Here is a 3,685-nt window from a genome sequence, read left to right on the forward strand (position 1 = left end):
CCTCGCGGCGACCCGTCCCGCGACGGCCGGCGCGACGACGTCGCTGTCCTCGCCGACCCGGCTGCCGGCGACCGCAGCGCCCACAGTGACCCGGGTGCCTGGTCCGGCGACCCCGGCGACCCGACCCGGGGCCCCGGTGACACCGTCGGCACGGGGGGCCGGTGGACCGGCACCTGCCCTGTCGGTGCGCGTCTCCGGCAACCGCCTGGTCGACGGGGCGGGGCGGCCGGTCCGGCTGCTCGGCGTGAACCGGACCGGCACGCAGTACGCCTGTGTCGACGGCACCGGCGTCTTCGACGGCCCGTCCGACGCGGGGTCGGTCGCGGCGATGACGGCCTGGCACATCACGGCCGTCCGCGTCAGCCTCAACGAGCAGTGCTGGCTCGGGATCAACGGCATCGACGCCCGCTTCGGTGGCGCCGCCTACCGCTCGGCGATCACCGGTTTCGTCGACCGGCTCACGGCGGCCGGCCTCTACGTTGTCCTCGACCTGCACTGGAATGCCCCCGGCACCGAGCGGGCCACGGACCAGCAGCCGATGGCCGACCGCGACCACGCCCCGGCGTTCTGGGCGTCGGTGGCCTCGACCTTCCGGGACCGGCCGGCGGTGCTGTTCGACCTCTACAACGAGCCGTACCCGGACGACAACCAGGACACGACCGCGGCGTGGACCTGCGTGCGCGACGGCGGCGCCTGCCCCGGCGTGCCGTTCACGGCCGCAGGGTCGCAGGAGCTGCTGTCCGCAGTCCGGGGCGCCGGTGCTCGCAACGTCGTCCTCGTCGGCGGGCCGCAGTATGCGGGCGTGCTCGACCGCTGGGCCGAGTTCGCGCCGGTCGACCCGGCCGGGCAGCTGGCCGCCTCGCTCCACGTCTACTACGGCACCCCCGCGAAGCCGGAGTGGGCACCGTGCGACCAGCCCGCCTGCTGGACCCGCGACATCGCGCCGCTGGCTGCGACCACCCCGGTCGTCATCGGCGAGGTCGGCGAGCACGACTGCGACTCCGCGCTGATGATGCCGCTGTTGCGCTGGGCCGACACCCAGGGCCTGAGCTACCTGGCCTGGTCGTGGCTGCCGGGCAACTGCGCCGCCGAGCCCGCACTCCTGCAGTCGTGGGACGGCACGCCCAGCGGCGAGGGAGCAGGCCTGCGCAGCCACCTCCTGGACCTGGCCCCCTGAGGCGGCCACACGGCATACCCGCTGTGGCGTGCCGGGTCCGCGCCCGCCGCGCGTCAGCACTGGATGCTGAGCACCGCCATGTCGTCCCGCCCGTGCGGGGAGGCCAGGACATGGCGCTCGACGGCGTCGAGCACGGACTGCGCGGTCGCGTCCGCGCCGGTGCCAGCGGTCCACGCCAGGACCGAGCGCAGCCCGTCCTCGCCGAACTGCCGCCCCGCCGCGTCCCGGGCCTCGGTGACGCCGTCGGTGTGGAGGACGAGGGTGTCGCCGGCGGCGAGCTGGACCGGGAGCTCGAGGTGGGTCACCTCGGGATCGACGCCGAGGAGCAGGCCGGGCTCGCCGACGTCCTCCAGCGTGCCGTCCGCGCGGCGGAGGACGGGCAGGGGGTGACCGGCGATGCTGACCAGCCCTTCGGCGCCGGAACCGTTGGGGCGCAACAGGAGACACGACGCCGTGAGGTAGGGGAGGGGGCTGGTCTGGTCGTCGTGGAGCAGCGCCGCGTTGACGGCGGCCAGGATCGCCGACGGGCCCGCACCACCGTCGGCGGCGGCCCGCGCGGTGTAGCGAGCCAGGGCGGTGACGGTCGCGGCGGGTGCGCCCTTGCCGCAGACGTCGGCGATGAGCACCATCCAGCGGCCGTCGCCCAGGGCGGTGACGTCGTAGGTGTCACCGCCCACCATCATCCCGTCGCCGCCGGCACGGAACCGCGCCCCGAGGCTGATCCCCGGGATGTCGGGCAGCCGCGGGGGGAGCAGGCTCTGCTGCAGCGTCCGCGCGAGCTCAAGGGCTTGGGCCTCGGCGTGGAGCCGGTCGAGGAACTGGCCGAGCTGGCGGCCGGCGCTGGAGAGCACCTCGACCAGCGCGTCGGAGACGTGCCGGGTCTCCCGCGAGAACAGCTCACACACGGCCAGGACCGTGGTGCCGCGCATCACGGGGAAGGCCACGCCGGTGCGCAGGCCGTCACGCTGGGCCGCGGCGCTGCGGGTGAAGCGTGGGTTGTCCAGCAGGTCGTCCATGACGACGACGCGGCGCCCCTGCCAGGCCTCGCCGGGCATTCCCTCGCCCGGGGCGAAGGTGCGGGCCACCGTGGCGTCGCGCAGGGCGGGGACGTCCAGGCCCGGCGCCCGCCACACCCCTGAGCAGACGAGGGCGCCGTCGGCGTTGTGGGGCACCCACAGGCTCGCCGCGTCCCAGTCGAGGCGCTCGCACAGCGCGGGCAGCATCCGCTCGAAGGCGACGTGCGCGTTGGGGGAGTCGCCGAGGGCCTGGGTGACCTGCAGCGTGGCCGACAGGTGTCGGCTGACCTCGAGCTGCTGCTCGAGCTGGATCTGCGGACGGGCGTCGCGCAGGACGGCGATGACGAGCTCGGCGCCGTTGGGGCGCGAGACCACCGACAGGGTCAGGTCGACGGCCACCTCGCGGCCGTCGCGGTGCAGGGCCGGGACCTGGACGGTGTTGCCGATGAGCCGCCGCTCACCGGTGGCGAAGAAGCGGGTGAAGCCCCTGTCGTGGGCGGCCCGGAGCCGTTCGGGCATGAGCGCCGAGAGCGTGCTGCCGATGAGCTCGTCGGGGTCGAGGCCGAGCAGCCGGGTCACGGCGGGGTTGGCGTGCACGACCCGGCCGTCGGCCGCGGCGACGACCACGGCATCGGGAAGGTTCTGGAGCAGGTCGGCCAGCCCGACCGTCGGGTCCGATGACAGCAGCACGTCGCGCCCCCCGGTTCCCTGTGCCCGGGCCGGACCGCCGGCCCTGCGCCCGCCTGTGCGCAGCCTCATTCAACACCGGTGCGCGCGGCCTCCGCGGGCGGTTTGACCGATCTGTGACCGGCGCCGCACTGAGGTATGCCGGGTGGTTGGGCCAGTGTGGCCCGTCGGTGGTCGAATGTATGTTCGAACCATGCATCAGGGGGATCGCCGTCAGGAGGCCGCGGCCAGCGGGTCTGGTGGCGTGCCCGCGGGCGCTTCTGGTGGTGCGGCGGTGTCGTTCGCTGACCGGTTCGCGGTGGTGGATGCGGCGGCGGAGGCGTTGACCGGGCTGGTCGAGGTGGTGCAACAGTGCCTGGGAGCGGATCTGGGGGCGGCGTTCGGCCGCCTGGATGGGTTGCGGCGGCTGGGGGAGGCGGCTCAGGTCACGGTGCTGGGCGAGGGTCTGGAGCGCGGTGAGATCGCCTCGTCGGATCATGCGAGCCCGACGGCGTGGGTGCTGGCCCACAGCTCCTCCTACCGGGGCGGCGGTGCCGCGGACCTGGTCAAGGTCGCCCAGGCGTGCCTGGGCCGCCCGGTCGGGGCCGGGGTGCAGGTGCTGGACCACGGGGCGGTGCAGCGGCTGCGTTCGTGCGTGCTGTCCGGGCGGGTCGGGGTCCGCGGTGCGGCGGTGGCGTTGGCGGAGCTGGCCCGGCTGGGCCCCCGACTGACGCGGGAGGCGGTGGGCACGGTGTGGGCGGGGTTCCTCGCCGTAGCTGAAGAGTCAGGGCCGAAGGAGATCCGGGGGTTGCGGGAGCGGATCATC

Annotated in this window: 3 protein-coding genes; 2 read left to right on the forward strand and 1 reads right to left on the reverse strand. The window is 74.8% G+C overall.

Annotation, left to right across the window (positions count from 1 at the left end):
- Nucleotides 1-1,177 (forward strand): glycoside hydrolase family 5 protein (locus VF825_RS03055; protein ID WP_331110014.1); only part of this gene is annotated, 1,177 nt, incomplete at its 5' end.
- Between the two features lie 53 nt (nt 1,178-1,230).
- Here VF825_RS03055 and VF825_RS03060 read toward each other — a convergent pair.
- Nucleotides 1,231-2,883 (reverse strand): SpoIIE family protein phosphatase, encoded by a 1,653-nt coding sequence (locus tag VF825_RS03060; RefSeq protein ID WP_331110015.1) that lies wholly within the window; start codon nt 2,881-2,883, stop codon nt 1,231-1,233.
- 271 nt (nt 2,884-3,154) lie between these two features.
- Here VF825_RS03060 and VF825_RS03065 point away from each other — a divergent pair.
- Nucleotides 3,155-3,685 (forward strand): hypothetical protein (locus tag VF825_RS03065; protein WP_331110018.1); only part of this gene is annotated, 531 nt, incomplete at its 3' end.

It is taken from the genome of Oryzihumus sp., from assembly GCF_036391795.1.
Taxonomy (GTDB): domain Bacteria; phylum Actinomycetota; class Actinomycetes; order Actinomycetales; family Dermatophilaceae; genus Oryzihumus.